Annotated in this window: 30 protein-coding genes; 25 read left to right on the top strand and 5 right to left on the bottom strand. The window is 42.0% G+C overall.

Annotation, left to right across the window (positions count from 1 at the left end; all coding sequences use genetic code 11):
* From E7204_RS03460 to obgE, 7 genes are all read left to right on the top strand, one after another.
* Positions 1-555: transketolase (locus E7204_RS03460; RefSeq protein WP_295181575.1), on the top strand; the 555-nt coding region annotated here is incomplete at its 5' end.
* A gap of 1 nt (position 556) precedes the next feature.
* On the top strand, positions 557-1489 hold the full coding sequence (locus tag E7204_RS03455) for a transketolase family protein (RefSeq protein ID WP_295181574.1): 933 nt from the start codon (positions 557-559) through the stop codon (positions 1487-1489).
* A 16-nt stretch (positions 1490-1505) separates the two neighbouring features.
* On the top strand, positions 1506-2192 hold the full coding sequence (gene ftsE, locus E7204_RS03450) for a cell division ATP-binding protein FtsE (RefSeq protein ID WP_295181572.1): 687 nt from the start codon (positions 1506-1508) through the stop codon (positions 2190-2192).
* Entirely contained in the window at positions 2182-3069 is an 888-nt protein-coding gene (gene ftsX / locus E7204_RS03445; RefSeq protein WP_156704923.1) for a permease-like cell division protein FtsX, read from the top strand. The genes ftsE and ftsX overlap by 11 nt, the downstream gene beginning before the upstream one ends.
* A gap of 14 nt (positions 3070-3083) precedes the next feature.
* The gene (locus E7204_RS03440; RefSeq protein WP_295181569.1) at positions 3084-4286 is read left to right on the top strand and encodes a M23 family metallopeptidase; all 1203 of its coding nucleotides are present in this window, start codon (positions 3084-3086) and stop codon (positions 4284-4286) included.
* A 94-nt stretch (positions 4287-4380) separates the two neighbouring features.
* Positions 4381-5454, top strand: coding sequence for a S41 family peptidase (locus tag E7204_RS03435; RefSeq protein ID WP_295181577.1), 1074 nt, complete (start codon positions 4381-4383; stop codon positions 5452-5454).
* Between the two features lie 61 nt (positions 5455-5515).
* Positions 5516-6790, top strand: coding sequence for a GTPase ObgE (obgE, locus tag E7204_RS03430; RefSeq protein ID WP_295181567.1), 1275 nt, complete (start codon positions 5516-5518; stop codon positions 6788-6790).
* 114 nt (positions 6791-6904) lie between these two features.
* On the opposite strand, the gene E7204_RS03425 is transcribed toward obgE, so the two are convergent.
* The 4 genes from E7204_RS03425 to E7204_RS03410 form a co-directional block, all read right to left on the bottom strand.
* Positions 6905-7960, bottom strand: coding sequence for a tyrosine-type recombinase/integrase (locus E7204_RS03425; RefSeq protein WP_295181565.1), 1056 nt, complete (start codon positions 7958-7960; stop codon positions 6905-6907).
* Between the two features lie 156 nt (positions 7961-8116).
* Entirely contained in the window at positions 8117-8638 is a 522-nt protein-coding gene (locus E7204_RS03420; RefSeq protein WP_295181563.1) for a zinc ribbon domain-containing protein, read from the bottom strand.
* Complete coding sequence (locus tag E7204_RS03415; protein ID WP_295181560.1) at positions 8616-9221, bottom strand: ImmA/IrrE family metallo-endopeptidase; 606 nt, start codon at positions 9219-9221, stop codon at positions 8616-8618. Before E7204_RS03415 ends, E7204_RS03420 begins: the two co-directional genes overlap by 23 nt.
* On the bottom strand, positions 9205-9588 hold the full coding sequence (locus tag E7204_RS03410) for a helix-turn-helix domain-containing protein (protein WP_006555808.1): 384 nt from the start codon (positions 9586-9588) through the stop codon (positions 9205-9207). Before E7204_RS03410 ends, E7204_RS03415 begins: the two co-directional genes overlap by 17 nt.
* 161 nt (positions 9589-9749) lie before the next feature.
* Between E7204_RS03410 and E7204_RS03405 the strand changes: the two genes are divergently transcribed.
* Entirely contained in the window at positions 9750-9971 is a 222-nt protein-coding gene (locus E7204_RS03405) for a helix-turn-helix transcriptional regulator (RefSeq protein WP_295181558.1), read from the top strand.
* Between the two features lie 17 nt (positions 9972-9988).
* On the opposite strand, the gene E7204_RS03400 is transcribed toward E7204_RS03405, so the two are convergent.
* Positions 9989-10429 (bottom strand): helix-turn-helix transcriptional regulator, encoded by a 441-nt coding sequence (locus E7204_RS03400; protein WP_295181556.1) that lies wholly within the window; start codon positions 10427-10429, stop codon positions 9989-9991.
* A gap of 144 nt (positions 10430-10573) precedes the next feature.
* Between E7204_RS03400 and E7204_RS03395 the strand changes: the two genes are divergently transcribed.
* The 17 genes from E7204_RS03395 to E7204_RS03315 all read left to right on the top strand — a co-directional run bounded on the left by E7204_RS03395 (position 10574) and on the right by E7204_RS03315 (position 24399).
* Positions 10574-10765 carry a helix-turn-helix transcriptional regulator gene (locus tag E7204_RS03395; RefSeq protein WP_295181554.1) on the top strand — a complete coding sequence of 64 codons (192 nt, stop codon included), beginning with the start codon at positions 10574-10576 and terminating at the stop codon, positions 10763-10765.
* Between the two features lie 52 nt (positions 10766-10817).
* Positions 10818-11552: a phage antirepressor KilAC domain-containing protein gene (locus E7204_RS03390; RefSeq protein WP_295181552.1), complete on the top strand. Its 735-nt coding sequence runs from the start codon at positions 10818-10820 to the stop codon at positions 11550-11552.
* Positions 11553-11556: 4 nt separating this feature from the next.
* Entirely contained in the window at positions 11557-11730 is a 174-nt protein-coding gene (locus E7204_RS03385; RefSeq protein ID WP_295181550.1) for a hypothetical protein, read from the top strand.
* 519 nt (positions 11731-12249) lie between these two features.
* Positions 12250-12426, top strand: coding sequence for a hypothetical protein (locus tag E7204_RS03380; RefSeq protein WP_295181548.1), 177 nt, complete (start codon positions 12250-12252; stop codon positions 12424-12426).
* A gap of 1 nt (position 12427) precedes the next feature.
* Positions 12428-12763, top strand: a complete 336-nt coding sequence (locus E7204_RS03375; protein WP_006555815.1) for a hypothetical protein — start codon at positions 12428-12430, stop codon at positions 12761-12763.
* Between the two features lie 12 nt (positions 12764-12775).
* Entirely contained in the window at positions 12776-12997 is a 222-nt protein-coding gene (locus E7204_RS03370) for a hypothetical protein (RefSeq protein ID WP_295181545.1), read from the top strand.
* A gap of 183 nt (positions 12998-13180) precedes the next feature.
* A complete protein-coding gene (locus E7204_RS03365) occupies positions 13181-13408 on the top strand; it encodes a hypothetical protein (RefSeq protein WP_295181544.1) in 228 nt (75 codons plus the stop codon).
* A gap of 24 nt (positions 13409-13432) precedes the next feature.
* Entirely contained in the window at positions 13433-13654 is a 222-nt protein-coding gene (locus E7204_RS03360; RefSeq protein ID WP_295181542.1) for a hypothetical protein, read from the top strand.
* A 150-nt stretch (positions 13655-13804) separates the two neighbouring features.
* Positions 13805-14254 carry a hypothetical protein gene (locus tag E7204_RS03355; protein ID WP_295181540.1) on the top strand — a complete coding sequence of 150 codons (450 nt, stop codon included), beginning with the start codon at positions 13805-13807 and terminating at the stop codon, positions 14252-14254.
* Complete coding sequence (locus tag E7204_RS03350; RefSeq protein WP_295181538.1) at positions 14247-15398, top strand: DUF2800 domain-containing protein; 1152 nt, start codon at positions 14247-14249, stop codon at positions 15396-15398. The genes E7204_RS03355 and E7204_RS03350 overlap by 8 nt, the downstream gene beginning before the upstream one ends.
* Before the next feature lie 14 nt (positions 15399-15412).
* Positions 15413-15973, top strand: a complete 561-nt coding sequence (locus E7204_RS03345) for a DUF2815 family protein (RefSeq protein ID WP_295181536.1) — start codon at positions 15413-15415, stop codon at positions 15971-15973.
* 11 nt (positions 15974-15984) lie between these two features.
* Positions 15985-17925: a DNA polymerase gene (locus E7204_RS03340; RefSeq protein ID WP_295181534.1), complete on the top strand. Its 1941-nt coding sequence runs from the start codon at positions 15985-15987 to the stop codon at positions 17923-17925.
* 14 nt (positions 17926-17939) lie between these two features.
* Complete coding sequence (locus E7204_RS03335) at positions 17940-18278, top strand: hypothetical protein (protein ID WP_156704254.1); 339 nt, start codon at positions 17940-17942, stop codon at positions 18276-18278.
* Positions 18279-18559: 281 nt separating this feature from the next.
* Positions 18560-19957 (top strand): PcfJ domain-containing protein, encoded by a 1398-nt coding sequence (locus E7204_RS03330; protein WP_295181531.1) that lies wholly within the window; start codon positions 18560-18562, stop codon positions 19955-19957.
* Positions 19954-22371, top strand: coding sequence for a virulence-associated E family protein (locus tag E7204_RS03325; RefSeq protein WP_295181529.1), 2418 nt, complete (start codon positions 19954-19956; stop codon positions 22369-22371). Before E7204_RS03330 ends, E7204_RS03325 begins: the two co-directional genes overlap by 4 nt.
* A gap of 361 nt (positions 22372-22732) precedes the next feature.
* Positions 22733-23017, top strand: a complete 285-nt coding sequence (locus E7204_RS03320) for a VRR-NUC domain-containing protein (RefSeq protein ID WP_295181527.1) — start codon at positions 22733-22735, stop codon at positions 23015-23017.
* Positions 23014-24399 (top strand): DEAD/DEAH box helicase, encoded by a 1386-nt coding sequence (locus E7204_RS03315; RefSeq protein WP_295181525.1) that lies wholly within the window; start codon positions 23014-23016, stop codon positions 24397-24399. Before E7204_RS03320 ends, E7204_RS03315 begins: the two co-directional genes overlap by 4 nt.
* Positions 24400-24534: the final 135 nt, after the last annotated feature.

The following is a 24534-nucleotide window of genomic DNA, read 5'->3' as shown; positions in this document are numbered from 1 at the left end:
TTGGACAATTTACGTAAAATTGATTGCATGTTGCAAGGCCATCCCGATATGAAACATACACCGGGCGTTGATATGTCTACCGGTTCCTTGGGCCAGGGCATTAGTGCCGCATGTGGTATGGCATTGGCCGGACGTATCGACAAAAAAGACTATCGCGTTTTTGCCGTACTCGGTGACGGTGAATTGGAAGAAGGTCAAGTTTGGGAAGCCGCTATGTTTGCCGGTTTCTATAAACTCAATAATTTGACTGCTTTCATCGACTTCAACGGTCTTCAAATCGACGGTGATATTCGTGAAGTAATGTCGCCGTTACCAATCGCTCCTAAGTTTGAAGCTTTCAATTGGAATGTAATCGAAGTCAACGGTCATGACCTTGATGAATTACACAATGCCATTGAAGCCGCTAAAGCTTGTACCGACAAACCGACAGCAATCGTGATGAACACTGTCAAAGGTAAGGGTGTTAAAGAAATGGAAGGTCAGGCAGGCTGGCATGGTAAGGCGCCGTCCGCTGAAGAATATGAAAAATTCGTAGCAGAATTGTTGGAGGTGTAAGATGGGTAAAGCAACACGTGAAGCATATGGTAATGCCTTAGTGGCTGTTGGCGCCGCTAACGAAAATATAGTTGTATTAGATGCGGATTTATCTAAATCCACTAAAACGGATAATTTCAAAAAAGCTTATCCGGATCGTTTCTTTAACGTAGGTATTGCGGAACAGAATTTAATCAGTGTCGGTGCCGGTTTGGCAGCAGCCGGTAAAATTCCGTTCGTGTCTTCGTTCTCTATGTTTGCTACGGGTCGTGCTTTTGAACAGGTGCGCAATGCCGTATGTTATCCTAAATTAAACGTAAAAATTTGTGCTACTCATGCCGGTATTACGGTAGGTGAAGACGGAGCCACTCATCAGAGCCTTGAAGATATTGCCTGCATGCGTGCTATTCCTAACCTTAAAGTAGTTGTTCCTGCCGATGAAGCGGAAACTACCGCGGTTATTAAATGGGCTGCCGATTATGAAGGTCCTGTATATGTTCGTTTAGGCCGTGCCGGTGTAGACGATGTAACTCCGGAAGGCTATGAATTTACACCGGGGAAAGCTGTTGAACTCGTAGGCGGTACCGATGTAACGATTATTGCCTGCGGTGCTTTGGTAGGTCCTGCCGTTCAGGCTGCTAAATTATTGGCTGAACAAAATGTAAAAGCTCGTGTACTCAACATGGCATCTATTAAACCGATTGATGCTGACGCTATTGTGAAAGCAGCTAAAGAAACCGGTGCCATTGTAACAGCTGAAGAACATAATATTTATGGCGGTTTAGGTGCTGCTGTAGCTGAAGTGGTAACGGAATTTGCGCCGGTACCGGTTATTCGCATCGGCACGAAGGATACATTCGGTGAATCCGGTACACCTAAAGAATTGATGGCCAAATATGGTCTTACTGCAGAAGATATCGTGAATGCTGCTAAAACAGCGATTGAACGAAAATAGTAAAGGAAGTTAATCAATGATTCAATTTAACCATGTCAACAAAGTGTACGACAATGGCTCGCTGGCTTTGGATGACGTAACTATACATATTGAGAAGGGTGAGTTCGTACTTATCTGTGGTCCTAGTGGGGCTGGGAAATCCACGTTTATCAAACTATTATCACATGAAGTAGTACCTGATTCGGGAACCGTTATCGTAAATGACATGGAAGTCTCTCATTTGAAAAAACGGAAAATTCCGTATTTACGACGTCGTTTGGGCATTGTGTTCCAAGACTTCCGTCTTTTGCCAAACAAAACGGTAGCGGAAAACATTGCCTTTGCACTTGAAGTAATTGAAGAAAAACCGAAAGTTATTGAGGAACGAGTTGCCGCCGTATTGGATATGGTCGGCCTCGGTCATAAAGCTGACGATTTACCGCAGGATTTGAGCGGCGGTGAACAGCAGCGTGTAGCCATTGCCCGTGCCATCGTTAATAAACCGTTAGTGCTCATCGCTGATGAACCGACGGGGAACTTGGACCCTAATACCAGTAAGGGGATTGTGGAATTGTTTAAAACAATCAACAATTCGGGGACAACCATCGTTATGGTAACACATGATATGGAAATGGTTAAATATTTAAATAAGCGGGTTATTGCATTGGAAGATGGCCGCGTAATCAGTGATAGAATGCGAGGTGCTGAATTCAATGAAGCTTAGAACGTTTAGATACTTTGTGAAAGAGGCTCTCAAGTCTATGAGTCGCAACGGTCTCATGACTTTGGCTTCCATCTCCACAGTAGCATTATCTTTATTTATTCTGGGGGTTTTTACTACCGGGGTTGTAAATCTCAATAATTTGGCTTCCAACTTGGAAAGTCAGGTAGAAATCAGTATTTATATGAAAGACGGCTTGACTACTAACCAAGTTATGGAAGTCGGTAAAAAATTAAAAGCCTTACCAAAAGTAAAAAATCTGGAATTCGTCAATAAAGACGAAGCTATGAAGCGTTTTAAAGAACGCCTTGGCGATCAGCAGGGCTTAGTAGCCGCTTTGGATGGCAATAACCCATTGCCATCTGCCTATGTGATTACTTTTGAGGACCCGGAAGAAGTAAAAAGTACGGCTAAATTAGTAGCTACGTTCCCTGAAGTGGAAAGTGCTCATTACGGACAAGATGTAATCGAACAGATTTTCAAAATGACTCAGGTTATCCGCATTGGCGGTATTGCTCTTATTGCCTTCTTGGCAGGGGCAACCTTGTTCATCATTTCTAATACGATTCGCCTTACCGTATTTGCCCGTCGTAAAGAAATCGGTATCATGAAATATGTAGGGGCCACCAACTGGTTCATCCGTTGGCCGTTCCTCATTGAAGGTATGTTGCTCGGTTTTATCGGCGGCGCTATTGCGACGGCTTGTGTTTGGGAATTCTATCACTTCATCACCCTTGAAGTGGAAAATTCCTTGGCATTCTTGCCGTTAGTACCGATGTTCCCATTCTTCTATGACTTGAGCGCTATTTTATTGGGCGTAGGTGTCTTGGTAGGGGCTATCGGTTCCACTATTTCGTTGAAACAGTATATGAAGGTATAAGAGAAGGGTTGGGTATGGCAAATAACAAATTATCCATGCGCATCGCGGCCGTTCTTTTGAGTACCACCATGTTAGCTTCCGTACCGCTTAGTACTATTTATGCCGAAGATGAGGATTTAACGAATCAGCTCAGCGGCATAGAACAACAAATGCAAGAAGCGGGTAATCGAAAAGCCAATGCGGAAGTTACGATTACGAATGTGTCTGAACAATTGCATCAGATTCAGGTGGAATTGGATCAGGCTACGGCTAATTTAAAAAGCTATGAACAGCAGCGTATGGCTGTAGAAAATGAAATTGTTAAGAATGAAAAATTGTTAGCCGAAGCGCAAGCTCGGTTGGCAACACGGGAAGGGGTTTTCAATAAGCGTGTCCGTGATATTTATATCAACGGTCGTCTCAGCTATTTGGAAGTTATCATTGGGGCCAAAGACTTCAGTGATTTTGCCAATCGCGTTGAAATGTTGCGACGTATTATTGATGCTGACATTAAATTAATCAGCAGCATTAAGACGGAACGTGAAGAAATTGCGCAACGGAAAGCCGAATTGGAAGCAGATCGTGCTAAAGTTGTAGAATTGGAAAACAAAGCACGTGAAACGCAAGCGGTTATTCAGAAGAAAAAAGATGAACAATCCGCTATTTTGGCACAGGCTCAAAATGATAAGGCTGTGGCTGAACAGATGCAGGCTGATTTACAGGCTTCCTCTGATGCCATTCGTGCTATGTTGCAACAGCGTGCAGCTGAACGTGCTGCCGCAGCGGCCGCCGCAGCAGCAGCGGCTCAGTCCGGTGGCGGCGGTGGCGGTAGTGATTACACCTATGTACAAGGTACAGGTCAACTTGCCTGGCCGGTATCCGGTGTTATTACGTCCGACTTCGGCTGGCGTAACCATCCTATTTTCGGACGACAAATTTTTCACTCCGGTATCGATATCGGCGTTGATGAAGGCACCCCGGTACATGCTGCCGATGGTGGTACTGTCGTATTCTCCGGTTGGATGGACGGCTACGGTTATGCCGTTGTTATCGACCATGGTAATGGTATTTCCACTTTATACGGTCATAACTCTGATTTGGCCGTATCGGAAGGTCAATCTGTAAGTAAGGGCACCGTTATTGCCTATGCAGGCAGTACGGGTAACTCCACAGGTCCGCACGTTCACTTTGAAGTGCGTGTAAATGGTGATCCTGTTGATCCACAAGGGTATTTATAAGATGAATAATGAAAATACAGAGCGTCGGTGGTCGGACTCCTTGAAGTCCGGCGTCCGATTCGCCGTTAAGTTTACGCTTGCAGGCATTGTATTTATGTGGCTCGTGTTTTGGTATATTTCCGGCTCCCCAATCGGTGCTGTGAAGTTCTTTTTCACATATTTTGTGGCCAGTCATTTTTATATGGACCCGGTTTCGAAACAATCTTTATTTGAAGGCTCTTTGGCCGGTATGATTGATTCGCTGGGAGAACCGCATAGTCAATATCTTAATGAAAAAGAATATAATGATATTTATATGCAAACATCGGCCAGTTACATCGGTGTCGGTATTGTACTCGGCCAGGATAAGGATGGCCTGATGAAAGTGGCCAGTGCTATTGAAGGCCAGCCTGCTGCGGAAGCCGGCGTTAAATCCGGCGATATCATTGTAGAGATTGACGGGGTTAATACATCTACTTTAACCATGGAACAGGCATCCAAGATGATTCGTGGTGAAGAAGGTACTAATGTTACGATTACCATAATGCGCGGTAATGAAGTTAAAGATATTACCATTACGCGCAAACAAATTACATTGCCAACGGTTAAGGGCAAAATGTTGGATGACCATATTGGCTATATCCGCATCAGTCAGTTTGCGGAACCAACCGGTCCTGATTTTGCCAAAACCTATAATGAATTAAAAGAAAAGGGCATGATAAAACTTGTCCTCGATTTGCGCGACAATCCGGGTGGTTTATTGACGACTGCTCAGGAAGTAGCCAATTATATTTTGCCGGCCGGTCCGATTGTTACGATTCAGGATCGATCCGGTCGTATAGAGTCTTATGACTCAGAAGGTTTGGAGCCTACCATTCCTATGGTTGTGCTTATTAATCAAGGTTCTGCGAGCGCCTCGGAAATTATTGCCGGTGCGGTGCAGGATGAAAAAGTAGGTACCATTGTGGGTACTAACAGTTATGGTAAGGGAACGGTTCAAACTATTTTGGGTGTTCCCGGCGATGAAGGCATTAAGATTACGATTGCCAAATATCATACGCCAAATGATCGGGTAATCGATGGCACAGGCATTAAGCCTGATGTGGAAGTTGAATTACCGGACAATGCGCAATCTGAAAGTGATGATACACAACTTCAGAAAGCATTGGAAATTTTAAAGACAAAATAATAGTGAGGCGGTAGCTATTTTGAGTTACCGCCCATATTACTATCAGAAAAGGATGAAAACTATGTTTATCGATCGTGCACGAATTTTTGTGAAAGCCGGTGACGGCGGCAACGGGATGAGTAGTTTCCGACGCGAAAAGTATGTTCCTAACGGCGGCCCAAACGGCGGCGATGGCGGTAAAGGAGCAGACATCATTTTAAAAGCGGACAGAAATATCAACACTCTCGTTGATTTCAGATATAAAAGACAGTTTAAGGGACCGGCCGGTGAAGGTGGTCAGAGCAGTAATAAATACGGCAAAGGTGCCGATAATATGATTATTCCGGTGCCGCTCGGTACGACTGTTAAAGATGAAGAAAGCGGTAAATTAATGGCCGACCTTATCGAAGACGGTCAGATCTATGTAGTGGCCAAAGGCGGCCGTGGCGGTCGCGGCAATGCGCATTTCCATACCAGTGCCAATCGTGCGCCGACGTTTGCGGAAAAAGGCGAACCCGGCGAAGAACGTTGGCTCCAATTGGAGCTTAAAGTGTTGGCCGATGTAGGTTTATTGGGGTATCCGAGTGTAGGTAAATCCAGTATTATTCGCAAAGTATCCTCCGCAAAACCGGAAGTGGCGGCATATCATTTTACGACGTTAACACCGGTTCTCGGTGTTGTGTCCGTAGGTGAAGGTCAAAGCTTTGTTATGGCGGATATTCCGGGTCTTATTGATGGGGCCAGTGAAGGGGTAGGCCTTGGGCACTCATTCTTGCGCCATGTGGAACGCAGTAATATCCTTATCCATGTACTCGATGTATCGGGCATGGAAGGTCGTGATCCGATTGAGGATTTCCATACGATTAATAAAGAGCTTGCTAAATATAGTGAAAAATTGAGCAAAAAACCTCAATTAATCGCATTAAATAAAATTGACATGTTACAAGACGAAGAAACTTTACCGCGTGTAACTAAATATTTTGAAGAACAAGGTTATGAAGTATTCCCGGTAAATGCGTTAACCGGTGAAGGCTTGCCTGATTTGGTAAATCGTGCCTGGTACTACGTGGAAAACTATGTACCGGAACCGGAAGCAGTAGATGATACCGTATTATACGAAGCTAAACCGGATACAGACTTTACCATTACCCGCGGTGACGATGCATCCTTCATTATCAGCGGTGCTCGTATTGAAAAATTAGTAGCCATGACAAACTTAGAAGATGAACAGGCTCTTCGTCGTTTCCAAAAAATTTGGTCCTATATGGATTTAGACAGAAAATTGAAAGAACGTGGCTGTAAGGACGGCGACGAAGTGGTAATCGGTGATCAACGCTTTACTTTCCACGATTTATAAGGAAGGACTAGTAGACTATGACAGGTAATCACGTCCTCTAATAAATAAAGCCTGTAACCATGCGTGGTTACAGGCTTTCTCATTTACAGAATATGCTCGACGGTGTTGACTTTTTTAGTCGTTACACAACTGTTGCTCAACCGGTATCAGATTTTTTTGTGTCGGGAGCAGCTCAACGGCATCGACTAATTGTTTAATTGTCTTATGCGTATAGGTGCCTTCCGTTAGGTCTTTGATACTATGGCCCATGATAAGTTTTATGATGTGCGGTTTAATATCGGCATTGGCAGCCATCGTCGCAAAAGTGTGCCGGCCATCGTGTGGCAGGTGCCCACCTTTTACCCATCGACGTCTGAGTTTGGCGTAGTCACCAATAACACCGGCCAATGTTTCATCCCGGTTAAACCGGGCTTTATTTACAAGCTCGAATACGAAGGGGAGTATGCATTTTGCGATAGGGATGACACGGTTTTTACCGGCCTTTGTCTTATTACCACCAACAACATAACCGTCTTTTAAATGCGTATTTTCGACGCGTAAGTTGATTAATTCTCGGGGACGCATTCCGGTGTAGATGTAAATCAGTTTGAGCTTATTGATGCCTTCATCCTGATTCTGCCATAACGCCAGTATCTCTTCTGGTGTGTAAGCGGAGTGAATAGTACTTTCTTCAGCCGGTGGGCGTACTACAAATTTAGAGTAATCCTTAACATCTATATCGTGTTTAATGGCTGTAACGAACGTAGCTGACATGGCCAATACGATTTTATTAATCGTGGATCGTGACGACTCCTTATTGTCATCTACAATTCGTTGCAGATGGATTAGTTTTACATCGCTTATAGGCATATCCATTAATTCGTCCAGCCGGCGTTCGGCTAATACGTAATTGGCCATAGTTGACGGAGTGATGCCTTGACGTTCCTTGTCGGCTTTCATCCATTGAAAGCATTTACCAAAGGTAATATCCTGGGCTTGAAAGACTTTGGGATCGCCTTTGTAGTCTTTTAAAAACTCTAAAGCTTCTCGTGCGGTTTTGAAGGTGCCTACCGTTTTCCGAATCATACGGCCTTCCTCGTCTTCGCCGACAGTAATAACAGCCCGGTAGGGCTTACGTAACGGTTTGTGAGTCATCTTATATACGGAACCCGAACCATTTGCTCTTCGCATAAAAAAATCACGCTCCTAACTATAAATTGGGTATGGTGAATACACCTGGAGCGTGCTATAATTAAATTAATGGGTATATGGCACCGCTCCTGGTGTTGTATATGAACCCCTCATCCTGTTGGCGCAGGGTGGGGGGATTTTTTTTATTTTAACTGATTAAAAAGGGATATTATTTTCATCCCAAGACGGCTCCTCTACTACTGTAGGGGCTGTGTTTTGTAGGTCAAATTCATCCTTCCATGATGTTAACGCTTTTTCTTTAAAATACAGGCTTTCTTTTCCGCACTTAGGGCAATAGCGAAAATGTGGTTCTAATTTTTCGCCACAATCTTCACAGACATTTTGAGTAGGTAGCGAACAAATCGGGCAGTAGTTCCAATCAGAAGCAATGTTTTCTAATCCACAACGCGGGCATGTTTCGGTTTGATTATTTATAGGATTAGTAGGATATGTTTTGTAGTCCATAATGGGAATTTCTCCGTAATCTAATTCTATAAAGTCATAAATGTATAAATTAGTATTATACCATAATAGGTTGTGCTTTCCACAAATTGGGCAATAATTTGGAGACTTAGATGTAAAGCGGTAGTGACAATTAATACAATAACTTGCATTAATGAAGTCAAAAAATTGCGTTTGAAAGAAGAAGTTAATATTATTTTTTTTCTTGTAAAACATTTAGCTTTTTAACGATATTTATACAAGCATTGGCTGCAGAATAGGATATATGAAAAATTGCTTGAATTTCCGCAATGTGTAGTTTTTGGTAGATACTATTTAAAAGGCGAACAAGTCTTGCGGGACGGATAAAAGCTCCTGCAAATGTATTAGCTTCTCTTTCTAATACTTTGTATTGTGCTTCAGATAAACCTGAACGAAAATACAAAGTTTCTTCAAAGTCAATACAATGATTAAGTACAATATGCCCAAGTTCATGTGCTAACGTAAATCTAATTCTATCATCTGATTTTTGGTCATCATAGAACGTAACGTAACCAAAATTAGGGATAATAGTCGTAAAAGCGTCCATATCATTTTTGTCAAAAGCATCTTTTGTAAGAAGATTAGATAAATTTGGATATAATGAAATCAGTGGTGCCGCTTCACTTAAGGAGAAACATTTAATATTTTTAATCTTATAAATATTAAATATGTCGATAGGGTATTCACGTATATCTAAATCGGACAGTAATTCATAAGCTTTTTTCTTAGCATACTCGTACCGAGGGCGCCTAGGGAGAGGTTTAAATGCTCTTATCATTTTCTTCCTTTTTTTCTAATCCTTTTACTAATGCTTCAAGTTGGCTCAGTATTAACTCCTGATCTTGTTTAGGTAGTGTGCCAGCCCTAGCTAATATAGGCATAGAATTTGTTTCTTTTATAAATTCTAATGCCTTCTTTTCATCAGCATTCAAAGTTAAAGGAGTATCTTCTTCTGTTAGTCCCATAAGATAAGACGGCTTTACATTAAACAGTTGAGCTAACAGAGCAATTTTATCTCGTCGCATATTAGCAATTTCTCCTGATTCCCAACGAGATACAGTAGCAACATTCACTCCTACAAAATTAGCGACTTCTTGCAATGTTAAGCCCTTATTAAGCCTTAATTTTTTTATTACATTTTCCATAGCTCACCCTCCTTTTAAACTTATTATATACATATCTTTGCGTAAATGCAATATTTTTGATGAAAAATTTTATTTTTTTTGCATTTACGATTGACAATTTGCGTAAATGCGTATAAAATTAAAATGCAATTTGCGTATATGCAAAAAAGGAGGTGATTAATATGAATAAAAATTTACTTAAATATCATATCGCCAAAAATGATATGTCTTTAGAACAATTTTCTAAGGTATTAGGAATAAATGTTTCTACCTTATCTAGAAAATTAAATGGTGAAAGCGATTTTACTCGAAATGAAATAGTATTGAGTAAAATCGCCCTTAAATTGTCGGCCGATGACATAGATACTATTTTTTTATTCCTCTTTCTAGCGGTGCAATTATAATATTTACATTCATTCTATCACTCCGAAAAGTCGCTATCGTTATGCTCTTGCGACTTCAAAAACTTCACAAAATCTATTGTCTTTTGTAGGCTTTCTTTTGAAATGCCTTTAGTAGCTGAAAATAAAATGCGTATATCCGGATTTATACGGGCTTCTTCGGCTAATTCCGCCACTTCTAAATCATCATAATACCCTTTTTCGCTGTCTTTATTCGGGGCTAAATCAATTAGTTGGTCGCCGTCTAGTAGTGTCAGCAAATCATCAATCGATATTTCATATAAATCCGCTACAGCTTTCAGCACTGTTGTAGAAGGTGCTATCGGCTTGCCGGAGCGAGAATTTTTGTTTAATTCTAACATTGATATATACGCTTTAGTAAACCCTAATAATTGCCCCATTTGTTTTTGGGTCAAATTATGCTCCGTTCTATATTTTTTAATTAAATCGCCTATATGCATTATTACACCTCCTTGCATCTTTTCTCTGTCAAGTATATTATACATTTTTAAAAATAAATTGTAAAGCATGCTTGACTTAATATTTGAATGGTGATATACTGCGATTAGAGTAAAGCATGCTTGACTTGTTAGGAGGTGATTTTTATGAGCATCGGCGAAAAAATTAAAACCCGAAGAATTAAACTCAAAATGACGCAAGAAGAACTTGCAGAGCGCTCGGGGCTGTCTAGAACTACGATTAGCAACCTAGAAACAGGTACGCAAACAGTTGTTACTAATACAACAATGCTCGCATTGGCTAACGCTTTAGACTGCAAGCCCTCTTATTTTTTTTAGTTTTTAAGTCAAGCGTGCTTGATTTTTAGGGGGGGTGAAACCATGAAAACTTATGAATGAATTAATACCAATTAAAGTTAAGTCTGATGATAGTCAATTTATTAGTGGCCGTGATTTGCATATGTTCTTGGAAATTGGAACACAATACACAAAATGGTTTGAAAGAATGTGTGAATACGGTTTTAGTGAAAATGATGATTTCAGAACTGTTAGTCAAAAAAGACTAACAGCTCAAGGTAACGAATCTACCTTTTTAGATCATGAACTGACTATCGACATGGCTAAGCAATTGTGTATGTTAGCTCGAAATGATAAAGGGCGTCAAGCTAGAGAATACTTTATTCAAATTGAACGGGATTGGAATAGTCCAGAAAAAGTCATGGAGCGAGCGTTAAAAATTGCGGATAGAACAATCCAAAATCAAAAATTAGTGATTGCTCAGCAGTCTCAACAGTTATCTGAATTACAACCTAAAGCCACTTATTACGATTTAATTCTTCAAAATGACAGTTTACTGAGCGTAACTCAAATTGCGAAAGATTATGGTATGAGTGCTAAGAAATTGAACCGGTTATTAGAAGAAGAAAAAGTCCAATATAAGCAAAGCGGCCAATGGTTTTTGTATCAAAAATATGCCGATAAAGGGTATACCAGTAGCAAAACCACTGTATTAGATGCGGACCGGTCTGTAATGCATACCTATTGGACGCAACAGGGAAGATTGTTCATTTATAGTTTATTGAAAAATAAAGGGCATTTACCTTTAATTGAACAAATGGGGAGATAAAATCATGAAAATAAACATTATTGCCAATACCGATTCTTTTAGAGACGCATATCTTTTCGTCAAAGGTACTAAACAATTAGAAAAAGCGGCTGGTATGACTTGTACTCTCACAATAGTAGCCAATACACCGGATATGATTAAGCCGATAGCAAAGACGGAGGGGCTAAAAAATGATTAAACCCCTTATACAGTTTTACAAATTGCTGTACCAAGCACTGTCCGGACGGGACTACGATACCGGGAAGAAACGGGAAACCGCTAGTGAGATTATTCAGGATGCTCGGTTCTTAACATGTATTAATCTTACCATTATAGTTTTAAACCTACTGTACCTAGCATTCAGACTTGGTGCGATATTTAGTTGCAAGTTGTCGTGAGAAACGAGGTGTAAGCATGGATTTGGTACCAAAATTTAATGTAAATGTAGAGGTCCCGATTGAATCGTTAGAACTCGATGAACTCGAACAATGGGTTGAACGGTTAGCGAAAATACAAAAAGAGTACGGCTGTAACTGCACTCTTTCTGTTAAAAGTTAAAGGATAACAGAGTGATGATACATATTGAATTGAATTTATTCGAATGCTTATTTTTTCTCGTTGTTTTCTTCATGTGCTTTTGTTCCTTTAAATGGGCGAATAAACTTGTTCAAGATGAAAAAGAGAAGATATCGAAAATAAGTACAAAGGAGTGAGACTCATGCAGGTAACTGAAAAAGAGCTGGAGTTATTGGAACAACTTCCGGACCACCAACGTATTAGATTATTAGAGGAACGAGTGATTGACTTAGAGCAAACTTTGTTAGAGATAAGAGATAACCTTATACTATGTAATTCACTCAATGCAGATGTTACAAAAGGAAAGGAGGAAACGTGAAATGACAATACAAGAGCTCGTTTACAACGTGTACCGGGATACGGACGTATACAAAAATACGGAAGTATCGGAGCTGCTTAATATCTCATCGGCACAGGTTCGTATCGCTAAATCAAAATTAGCCCGGAAGGGACTTATATCGGTCGAACCGTGCGGTGGCGAAGTGAAGATACTCAAGCCGTTCCGGGAAGATATCGTAGCACCTGAACCAACTTTTAAAGCTGCCATTTACAAAGAAATGCTGGAGCTTTATTTGGAAGATTTCCGGAACCAAGACACCTTTAGGGATCGTGTGTTAGTTGGCCAAGAGATTCGTATGATTTTAAAACAGATTTAAGGAGGTAATAGTATGAGTGACAAAACGCTAAAAGTGAGTGAAGCTGCGGAATTAATGGGTGTAACCGAACAGTTCATCCGTGCGGCTCTTAAACGCGATAAGTTCCCGCTATGGGGTAAAGCCGTTCGCATGAAAGAAGGCGGAAAGTGCTATCGCTACATTATTTTAAAAGTACCATTTATGAAGTACATTAAAGGTGATTGGGATGCGACGGAAGTCAACGCAGAAGGCTAATAAGGAAGTGGCACCTGCCTATCCGGTAAAAGCTATCGACACACCTATGCGAAAAGTATGCCACCGGTGCGGTAGAGAAATCACACATAGGCCTAATCGCTTAATGTACGACAGTAGCTATGGCGTCATGACCGTATGTGATGTGTGCTGCGCTGCTAATTTAAGGCAAAAGAGGAGATTATCATGAGTAAAATAATTACCCGGTTTTTACTAATTCGTGACGGCGATGAAGTAAAACGGCAGATTGAAGAGCAGTACGGCTCGGTGAATAAGTTTTGCGAAGAACGTGGAGTTGTCCGGAGAACATTAAACAAGGCATTAGCTGGTGAAGGTATCACGTTTGGGCCGGCCACTAAGATTGCATTAGGCATCGGAGCCTTTGAAACGTTTGATGAGTTCGAATCGGACTAATATTACGAGTAAAGGAGATAGGAAATGACTATTGAATCGCTAATGGCCAACATATGGCTAATGATGCTGGAAGCTTTTGTGCTAGGTGCCGTGGTAACTGTTATCGCTGGTTTAGTAATTCGGGAAGTACTGAAACGTCGCAATTATCACGATGTGGTGGATAATGACGAAGAGGTTGTATATGTGGCCAATAAAGTATTTAATCAGGAAATGTTAAATGACTGGAAAGGAAACCGGAAAAAATAATTATAAACAAAGGAGGTGGTTCCAATGCACGATGTAAGCCTTTTAGGCAAAAGAAAAAGTCCCTTAACTGCGGGAACAGTTAAAGGACAATAGAAAAAATATCTACTTACCGTAAGTATACCACGTTTTCAAGAGAAAGGAAAACTAGCCATGATCGAAATTAAAATTTCCGGTAACACCGCCGAAGAAGTAAAAAGTAAAGTAGTATCCTTGTTTAACCAATTAACTGCTGCAACAGAAGCCTATGAACAAACTAAACAAGTAGCACCGAAGAAAACAACTACTAAAGAAAAAGCGCCGGCAAAAGAAACTAAACCAGCTAAATCTGAACCGGTAGTCGATAAGGTAACCATTGAAGTACCGGCTGAATCTGAAAAACAGGAAGAGCCTGCACCACAGGAACAAAAGACAGAAGATACTAAAGCTTACACCGTTGATGAAGTCCGTGCGGCTGCTAAAGAGTTTTTATTGGCCAACCCAAAAGAACGCAAACCTTTATTAACAGCATTCCTTCACGACGAATTAAAGGTTAAGGATATTACGACTATGGATCCTTCTTTATACGGTCGTGTGATGGACTTTGTAAAGAGCCATGAGTAAACACGCCCTATTGTCTGCGTCGAGTTCGTACAGGTGGCTGAGGTGTACTCCCTCAGCCCGCCTGGAACAGCAATTCGAGGATGAGCAGTCCCCTTACGCAGCGGAAGGGACAAAGGCTCACGGTTTAGCCGAAACGCTTCTTAATCGTTTATTGTTTGATACAAATTACGATGAAAGCGAAGCAGAACCGGAACCTTATAGCCGTGAAATGTCAGAAGCCGTTAGTCAATATGTTGACATCTGCATGGAAAAAGCTAACGAAGCCCGGAAGCGTTCAGCCGATGCTGAAATTATGGTAGAAGCACGGCTCGACTATAGCGAATGGGCTCCGGAAGGATTTGGAACCGGTGACATGGTAATCGTAGCTGATGAGGTACTGGAAGTTGTGGATTTAAAGTACGGAAAAGGCGTGCCGGTGTCCGCAATAAATAACTCGCAGATGCGATTATACGCTTTAGGTGCTTATGCGGCCTACAGTCTACTCTATGATATTAAAACAGTCAAAATGACTATCGTACAGCCCCGTTTAGACTCAGTAACTACCGATACTATGGCTATAGTAGATTTACTCGCATGGGGCGAATCGATTAAACCGGTAGCAAAAAAAGCCTTTGAAGGTGATGGTGAGTGTGTGGCCGGTAGTCACTGTGGATTTTGTAAAGTACGGCATTTATGCAGGGCGTTAGCGGATACGTGCCTTGAGGAGTTTTACCAAATGGGCGGTAAGAAAACAAACTTGCTAATGGATAGCGAAGTAGCTCGTATCCTCGATATGTATCCGGTCATTAAAAGGTGGCTCGAAGATGTGAACGAGTACGCTATCCAAAAAGCTGTTAGCGGTGAAAAAGATTGGCCTGGTTATAAAGTCGTTGCAGGCACATCGAAACGTAAAATCACGGAACCAATAAAGGCGGCACAAGCGTTATTGGCCGCTGAGTATGAAGAAGCGGAAATATATAAACCTAAAGAACTTAGAACTATTACGGACCTTACCAAGTTACTAGGCCGTAAGGGCTTTAACGAAATAGTTGGTCCGTTTGTAGTAAAACCACCAGGAAAGCCGACACTGGCTCCGTTATCGGATCCACGGAAACCGATGGAATTAAATACTGTAACAGCAGAAGATTTTGATGATGATTTATAAAAGAGGTAATTACTATGTCTAAAGTTAAAACTCGTTTAGTACGTTTATCCTATGTTACATTGGCCGAAGCCAAACCTGATATGCAGGGTAATAAGTTTTACAGTACTCAAATTTTAATCGATAAGAATGACAAAGAAACGGTGAAAGCATTCCAGGATGCTGTTGAAGAATTAAAACGTGATCCGAAAGCCCTTGCTAAAGTGAATAACAATGCGAAAGCTATCACGGTACCGTTTCGTGACGGTGATACGGATACCGCTGATTATGTGGTCAACGCACCGGATGTGTATGCCGGCAAGTATTTTGTGAACGCTAAAAACTCGAAACGCCCTCAAATCCTTGGCGTAAACAAGGAAGTGTTAGAGCCATTTGAAGTGGAAGATGAAGTATACAGCGGATGCTATGCACAGTGCATCTTAGGTTTGTATGTATATAACTCCAACGGTAATAAAGGTGTAGGTGTTGGTTTAAACGGTGTGCGTAAAGTAAAAGACGGTGATCGTTTAGGCGGTGTAACCGTATCGGCTGATGATTTCGATGATGATTTAGTCGATGATGGTTCCGATATCTTATAAGAGGTACCACTATGGAACTTTCAATCGACATCGAAACGTACAGCGAGTGCCCGATTAAATATAGCGTGTATCGGTACGTAGATGATCCTTCGTTTGAGATTCTATTATTCGGATATTGTTTTGACGACGGTCCGGTCGAGGTTGTGGACCTAACAAAAGAAGAGCTGCCGCCACAAGTAGTGGCGGCTCTTCACAATCCGGACATAACAAAGACTGCGTTCAATGCCGCCTTTGAGATGACCTGTCTGCAAAAGATATATCCGGATATGGACATTACAAACTGGGAGTGTACCTCCGTATTAGCGTTATATTGCTCTCTACCTACATCCTTGGACGCTGTATCTAAGGCGTTAAAACTTGGAGTCGAAAAAGACTCTCGTGGTAAATCACTGATTCAGTATTTCTCGGTTCCGTGTAAACCGACAAAGTCGAATAAAGGTCGTACTCGTAATTTACCGGAAAACGACCCGGAACGGTGGGCCGAGTACATTGAATATAATAGGCAAGACGTTGTGGTGGAGCGTGCCATTCGTAACCGCCTGTTACCACTTAAACCGCCGGACATTGAACACGAGTATTGGCTCATGGACTTGGCCATTAACCGTAATGGTATCGCCGTTGATAACGAAATGATAGACAATGCCTTAGCTTTCGACGATGAATTCAAGCGTAAATTGACAGTTGAAGCCAGTGCTTTGACAGGGCTTGAAAACCCGAACAGCCCTTTGCAACTTAAAGAATGGATAGAAAATCGACTTGGCCATGAAATCCCCGGTATGACTAAAGCTGTAGTGGCTGATTTATTGGCTGAGGATTTACCGGCTGATGTTCGTCGTGTATTGGAACTAAGGCAGATGCTCGGGAAAACAAGCGTGAAAAAATATGCGGCTATGCGTAATGCAGAATGCTCGGACGAACGTATTCACGGTATGCTACAGTTTTATGGTGCCATGAGAACCGGACGTTGGGCCGGACGTATTGTGCAGTTGCAGAACCTACCTCGTAACTACCTTGAGGATTTGGACACCGCCAGAGACGCGCTCAAGCAAGGCGATTTAGAAATGTTTGAGTTACTATATGGCGATGTGTCTGATACACTGTCTCAGCTCATTCGCACAGCCTTAGTGGCTGAACCGGGAAATCGCTTTATTGTGGCCGATTTTAGTGCTATCGAAGCCAGGGTCATTGCTTGGTTATGTAGTGAAAAATGGCGTCAGAAGGTATTCGCCGAAGGTGGCGATATTTACTGTGCATCAGCTTCTAATATGTTTCATGTTCCAGTTGAAAAGCATGGTGTGAACGGCCATCTCCGGCAAAAAGGAAAAGTGGCTGAGTTGGCTCTCGGTTATGGCGGCGGTGTTAAAGCATTGATTGCAATGGGCGCTTTAAAAGGCGGTATCGCCGAAGACGAATTGCCAGATATTGTAAGAAAATGGCGTGCTGCATCACCTCGAATCATTAAGCTATGGAATGATGTAGATTTTGCGGCAAAAGAAGCAATTAGAAAAGGCGGGCCTGTTACTATTATCCATCGAGGCTTACGATTTGAACGTAGAGACGGTGCCTTATTTATCACATTACCGAGTGGCCGTCGATTGGCCTATACGAAACCGCGCATCGGCGAAAATCGTTTTGGTGGCGAGTCTATTACCTATATGGGTATGAATCAGATGGCCAACAAATGGGAACGCCTCGAAACCTATGGCGGTAAATTAACAGAAAACATTGTGCAGGCCATTGCGCGTGACTGCTTAGCCGGCGCAATGTATCGGTTATATAAGCACGGCTACAAAATCTGTGCTCACATACACGATGAAGTAGTCATTGAAGCGCCTATAGGTGTCGGTAGTTTGGACGAAGTAATTAAGATCATGTGTGAACCGGAACCGTGGTGTGACGGTTTGATATTAAATGCAGCGGGCTTTGAAAATCCATATTACATGAAAGATTAAGAGGAGGAATTATCATGATTGGCAAGTCGCAGATTAAGCAACAAGAAGAAGCTATTAAATATTTACGTGAATTGGTGTTACAAGCTGAAGACGGTGATAGTAAACAAGCCGCTCTCGATTATTGCGACGGGTGCTTAACTGCTTGCAAGCTAGGGCTCGAAGTTCTGGCCAAACAAGAAGAATCCAAAAAAGCGGATGCTAAAGACACCGAAACTACGGCCGAAACAAAACCGAAAAAACGCACTACCCGGAAGAAAAAAGCGGAACCTGTTGAAGAACCGGCTACTGCATCAGAAGCTCCGGCAGAACCGGAAGTCGCTCAAGAAACAGATGATTTTGATGATTTATTATAGGACGGTAGCAATGTATGAGTACGGTATTATTTCAGCTAAAGGTGCCACGGTTATTTGAAGTCGTACGACGGAAACAAATAGGAACGTGGAAACCGGCTATTCAATATCACGTTAATTGTGGAGGAAGTTTTACCTGTTATTGGCCGATGCGGCCAAACGGGTTTTCTGTACAAGTGGATTCCTATTATTCAGAGAATTATCATTGCCCGTTTTGTGGCCAAGAGGTAAACTGTGATACATTTACTATAAATGCTGAAGACGAGAATCGTATTCCTTTAACTATGGACCTATCTATAGTTAGTCGCAGAACCGAAATCGACGTTATTTTTAAATATGATTCGGTAATCGTTGATGGGGACCAAGGCCTTCGTCAAATTATAAAAGGGCATAAATCTAAACGAACGGATATTGTACGATTTGATTTTAAACAGCGTCGAGTGCTCTACATTCGGCGTGGCATTGCCCGCAGTAGTTTAATTGAAGTTATTCCGGATTTCAAACCACCGGGATACTTTGATCCATCCACGCCTTTTTACTGGTTAAGAGGAACCTATCAAAGTTTATTAGTTGAATATAAAGAAGAGTTAAAATCGTTTACAACCATTCTAAAAAAGGCTTTTTTGGAGAAATTAAGTAAACGTGTTGGCTATAAGGTTCCGGGAATTCGTCAAACAGTTAGTATGTCGTGCTCCGCAGGCGTGTTTAAAGGTCTGTTCGATACACTGGTATTTAGAATGGCGGCACCAGACGGCCCGTCCGTAAGCGAGGAACTTTTGTCGGATTATATAGAAAATCAATACAGCCATATTGCTCAACCTATGGGAGACCTATTGGAATTAACGCGTTCAGGTACTTCGTGGATTAATGCCTTAATTAAAGTTTATCGGCTAAAGAATAACAGGCACACTCGACAACTATTACAGACACGGCCGTTCTGGGCTATTAATGTACTATCGTTAATAAATGCTTTCTCAGATAATCCTAATTATGAACGCACATTATCCTCTTTCTTTACGGCATCCCAAAATGAGTATGGACGTAATCATTGGCAGTTTATAGCTTGTACTCGATTGCCTGAGTTTTTATCAATTTATCGCTATGTTCGAGGCGAAAGTGCTGCCGTAAATTTAGTAACCTCTGTTAAGGACTTTTACCAATTGAGAGATGCGGCCGAAACGTATTTCCGCTTATCTCGTCAAAACCGTAAAGACTTTTGGTCGCAACGAGTTAAGGCAAGAGATGTGCATGATACGCTAGTTTTGATGTCTAAAAAAGAGAAGGTAAAAAATAAAAGTATCCAACAATCTGACATTTACAAACGCCTCGAGGCAACAATTGACGGTTACGAGTTTAGCGTGCCGAAGGAAACACACGCATTAGTGGACATCGGTACTAAGCTACATAATTGTGTAGCGACCTACGCTGACCGAGTAATCAAAGGAGCTGTGGCTATCGTGGTGGTTTCGAAGAACAATGAATTGCAAGCTTGTATCGAAGTAACACCTCGTGATGACGGTTTAAGCTTTGTGCAGATTCATCAGGCTAAGCTTAATTGTAATCATCCGGTGCGAGAAGATCCGGTATTGAATAAAGCGGTAGTCGATTGGGCGGATAAGGTTAAGTTAAATGCATTTAAGTATAATTACGACATTGCAAGGTTAGGAGGCACGGCGATTTGAGCGACATTACTATAAAAATAGCTACGGGCACAAATCGCTACGCCCGTAGCTGGAAGACCGAAGAACTAAAATGGTCTGAACTCGTAACACAACTAAGTAAGGCTACTGTAACTAAAGAAACGGCATCCGAATATAAGCGGATGAATAAATCACAGCAGGGCGACGTCAAAGACGTAGGCGGTTTTGTCGGAGGTTATATCCCTAAAAACGGCCGACGCGTTAAAGGTGCCGTAAAGCAGCGATATTTGTTGACGCTTGACGCGGATAGTCCGGACGATGATTTCCTGATGATGCTCGATTTAGCACTTGATAGCTATGAATATGTATTATATAGCACACATAGCCACACGGAAAAACAACCACGATACCGAATTATTGTACCGTCCGACAGACCGATGCTTCCGGATGAGTTTCAAGCGGTGTCACGGCGAATAGCCGAATCCATCGGAATAGAGTCATTTGACCCGTCTACACATCAACCGGAACGGCTTATGTATTGGCCAAGTCATCCGAAAGATGTGGAGTACGTATTTCAGCATCACGAAGGTTCACTGTTACCGGTAGACGATATATTGGCCACTTATACAGACTGGACTGATGTTAGCCTTTGGCCAACAAGTTCAAGAGTGGAAACGCTCATGGCACATAGTGCCAAAAAGCAAGGTAATCCTTTGGCCAAATCTGGGCTCATCGGTGCCTTTTGTCGGAGTTACAGTATAACAGCTGCTATCGATAAATTCTTACCGGATATATATGCACCGTGTGATACGGCGAATCGGTATACCTATAAAGCCGGCTCTACCGTGGCAGGGCTTGTCGTATATGATAACGACACGTTCGCTTATAGCCACCATGGTACTGACCCGTTAAGTGGTAAGTTGGCCAATGCATTTGATTTGGTCCGTATCCATAAATTCGGCTCACTCGATGAAGATTGTGACGCTAAAACGAGGGCTGATGCAAGACCATCGTTCAAGGCGATGATGAACTTTGTAAATGAAGATGGTGCGGCTCCGGTATTACTCGATAAAGAACGGGCCGCTAAGTATAGCAACGAATTCGACAATATCGAGGATTTAATCGACGATGATGCGGATGATAGCTGGATGCGTAAATTACAACGTACTAAGGCGGGCGTCCCGGAGTCAAACCCCTATAACTGCATTTGGATTCTGCAACATGATCCAAAATTAAAGCAGCGGTTCGGCCTGGACGAGTTCGCACATCGAATTGTCGTGCTCGGTAATCTGCCGTGGCGTACCGTAAACGGTAGTGATTTATGGGGGGACACCGATGATGCTTGTATACGGAATTACTTATCTACGGTATATCAAATTAAGGGCAAGGGCATTATCGATGATGCGATTACCGAGGTCATGAACCAAAATAAATTTCATCCTGTCCGCGAATACTTAACAGCTCTAAATTGGGACGGTACGGAACGCGTCGATTCCTTATTCATTGATTTTATCGGTGCCGAAGATACTCCGTATATCAGAGCAGTTACGAGAAAATGGCTATGCGGAGCCATAGCCCGCGTTATGGAGCCCGGCATAAAGTTTGATACGGCCATTGTATTATACGGCGAGCAAGGGCTTGGTAAGTCGGTTATTTTGGAGCGGTTGGGCGGTAAATGGTTTAACAATACCTTACAGGATATCAAGACCAAAGACGCCTTAGAACAAATACAGGGTGCCTGGATTAATGAATTGGCCGAGTTATCGCCGACGTATAAAAACGATAACGAAATCGTTAAGGCATTCCTGAGTCGTACTACAGACCGATTTAGAGTCCCGTATGGCCGCCGAACGGAAGAATACCCAAGACAGTGCGTGTTCGCCGGCTCCACGAATAATTTATTGTTTTTAAAGGATCGCACCGGTAACCGACGCTTTTGGCCAATTAGTGGTAATAAGCAGCGGAAAGTGCGCAACTCGTGGGATTTATCAAAAGACGAAGTAGACCAAATTTGGGCGGAGGCGTTTATGCTGTGGGCTAATGGTGAGTCATTAGTATTGGATGAGTCACTGGAACAGGAAGCGATTAAAATACAGCAATCTCACACGGAAGGCTCAGAGCTTACAGGTCTTATCGAAGAATATTTGTCGGTACTGCTACCACCTAACTGGGATAGCAAGGACCTATATGACCGTAGAGCCTATCTTGAGTCATACGACGAAGAGAAGGGCGGTAAGCCACGAGAAAAGGTCTGTGCTCTTGAGATTTGGTGTGAAGTGTTGAACGGGGACCGTAAAACACTGTCAAATGCTAAAGCCCGTGAACTCATTGATATTCTGCAATCATTGCAAGGATGGGAGCCGTATAATAAGGGTTCCGGTAAATTACGTTTTGGTAAATTATATGGTGTGCAAAAAGCGTTTGTGCCCTCGGACAGAGGACACAATAAGCTGTGATTTTATCGAAAACGGTGTTCCAGAGGTGTAGCCAATTACCGTAGCCAATTGTTATATCTAATTTTATAGATTTAATAATTATACTTCTTTATACATAGAAGATTATAGATATATGCTATAAAATTGGATACGGCTACGGGATTGGTTACGGAATTGGCTACGGCTTAAAGTACGATTACTATTATATTTATATGTGTAATGTAGCCAATGTAGCCAATTATTACTAATTAATTATAAATATAATAATATTGTATATACGCGTGTATATATATTAGTGTATATCTAAAAAATAGCCTATATATAGTTTTGGCCAATAATTGGCTACATTGGCTACACACAAATATTCGAAGGAATGGTGTATATGGAATGGACTGAAAAACAGGTTGAGGCCTTTATGAAATCGGAGGCTCAAAAAAGAGGATGCCTATTTTATAAATTCGTGTCCCCCGGTAACGACGGTGTGCCGGATAGAATTTTAATTACCCGTACAGGGCAGGTGCATTTTATTGAGTTGAAAACTACAACAGGCAGGCTTTCACCTACGCAGCAGGTGCAGATTTTAAGACTGAAAGAGCATCACGCACAGGTCAGTGTGGTACAAGGTAAGAATGGTGTGATTAACTTCTTCACCGAGGCGGGCTTATGAAGTTTGTTCCGCACCCCTATCAATCGATAGCCATAGACCGGATTGTAACGAATACACACTACGGACTGCTACTCGATATGGGGCTTGGTAAAAGTATCTGCACGTTGATGGCCATTAATCAGTTAATCAATAACCGGTTTGAGGTTACCAAGGTTCTATTGATAGCACCAAAGAAAGTAGCTGAAAGTACCTGGGTGCAGGAAGCTGCTAAATGGGACGAGACGAAGAATCTTAAAATTGTAAAGGTGCTGGGTAGTGCCAAACAACGAATTGATGCATTACACACAAAAGCCGATGTGTATGTGATTAACCGAGAAAATGTAACATGGTTATGCGAATATTATGTACATAACATACGGCAATGGCCATTTGATATGTTGGTGGTGGATGAGAGCAGTAGTTTTAAGAATCCAAGAGCAAAACGGTTTAAGGCATTGCGTAAATTCCGCGGACTGTTTGATCGTGTCGTTGTTTTAACCGGGACACCTGCGCCAAATACATTGATGGACCTGTGGTCCCAAATCTATTTATTAGATGGAGGTGAGCGACTAGGTCGTACGATTACCGAATACCGAGACAGATATTTCGTACCGGATAAAACCAATGGCCACGTTGTATATAGTTACCGATTAAAGGCATCTGCTGAATTAGATATTTACAAACGATTGCAATCAGTGTGTATGAGCTTAAAGGCTGCGGATTATTTATCCTTGCCAAAACGTATTGACAATGTAATTCGAGTGGAGATGACCGATGCAGAAAAAGCCTTGTATCAAACGATGGAGCGACAGCATGTATTGGCCTTGGCAGATAGTGAAATAATTGCACTAACTGCCGCTGCTGTTGCGAATAAGCTGTTACAGATGGCTAACGGGTATGTGTACGACGAAGACAAGCACTGTACGAAAATCCATGAGCAGAAATTAGAAGTGCTGAAAGAATTGGCTGATACGAATGCAGGAAAACCGATGTTGGTATTTTATAATTTCCGTCACGATTTGACAGCGATTAAGAAGGCCTTTCCTAACGCACGAGAATTAAAGACTGATGCTGATGTCGCAGATTGGAATCAAGGGCGAATTGATATGCTACTCGCACATCCGGCATCGGCTGGTTACGGGCTTAATTTACAAGCCGGTGGACATATTATCGTGTGGTACGGCTTAACGTGGAGTCTGGAACAATATCAACAGGCCAATGCACGATTATACAGGCAAGGTCAGTCCGAGGCCGTTATTATCCATCATTTGGTAACTGTCGGAACTATGGACGAGCAAGTTATGCGGGCTATCGCTAAAAAGGAAGCCGGTCAGAATGAATTACTGGATGCGATTAAATATAGAAAGTCGCTATATGAAACAGTGAAAGGAGAATGCTTATGAATTCAGAATTGGATAGCACCAAAAAGGGAATCATGGCTATGTTGTGTAGTTTAGGGTATCAATTTATACTCCGTGATAGAGATGATAACCTATGGGCATATAGAATGGGTTCAAGACCGACAGCAGGAGCTACAG

The organism is Veillonella sp. (assembly GCF_015058545.1).
In the GTDB taxonomy this organism is placed as follows: domain Bacteria; phylum Bacillota; class Negativicutes; order Veillonellales; family Veillonellaceae; genus Veillonella_A.
This window is presented reverse-complemented; position numbering and strand designations above follow the sequence as displayed.